The following is an 812-nucleotide window of genomic DNA, read 5'->3' as shown; positions in this document are numbered from 1 at the left end:
CGCCGCTGGTGGCGACCAGGGTGCCGATCGCCTCGCCGTACACGCCGTCCCCGTCGATGTCGAAGACGACGTCGCCGTCGAGCGTGCCGCCCGCCCCGTTCGGCTGGATGTCGACCAGGACGGTGACGCCGTCGCCCTCGCGGATGGTCGCGATCGAGCGGATCGTGACGAAGGGACCGGTGAGGACGCCGACGCCCTCGAAGGTGTCGTAGGTCACGGTGCCGCGGCCGTTCGCCTTGATGGTGCCGAAGCGCTGGTTGGTGATGCTGGGCGTGTAGCCGAGGGTGCCAGGATCGAAGATCAGCGTGTCGCCCGGCGACCCGTCCGGCGGATTCGGGTTCTCGCCGTGCGCCGTGACCGTGGCGCCGTCCGGGATCCCCGCCCCGGAGATCACGACGGTGTCGGGATCGTCGATCGTGTAGCGGCCGTCGTCGCCCCAGATTTCGGTGGTCGAGGCGGCACCGACGCTGAACACCTTGATCAGGTCGCGGCCGGCGTCACCGTAGACGAGAGTCGTCGCGTCGGTGCCGGTGGTCTCGACCGCGATGATGTCGTCGCCGGTCCCGCCCCGGACCGTGATGGTCTCGCCGGCCGTCGTCGCGCGCAGCGACAGCGTGTCGTCGCCGCCGCCGAGATCGATCACGGTGTCGGTCCCGTAGGCGTCGACCACCACCGAATCGTCGCCGTCCCCGGTCTCCACCGTGGTGCTGCGCACGATCGCCGGCGGCGCCGCCACGATGGTGACCGTGTCGTTGCCGCCCAGGGTCGCGAGCGTCAGCTCCTCCATGTCGCTGAACTGCGTCGTGAAGGCG

Annotated in this window: 1 pseudogene; it reads right to left on the bottom strand. The window is 70.6% G+C overall.

Going from position 1 to position 812, the window contains the following annotated elements:
* Positions 1–812, bottom strand: a pseudogene (locus tag ABTU92_RS29505) (hypothetical protein); the annotation flags it as partial.

The sequence above is a fragment of the Rhodoplanes sp. SY1 genome, from assembly GCF_046000175.1.
Lineage (GTDB): Bacteria > Pseudomonadota > Alphaproteobacteria > Rhizobiales > Xanthobacteraceae > Rhodoplanes.
Note: the sequence above shows the minus strand (reverse complement) of the source record. Positions and strands in the feature narration are given on the sequence as shown.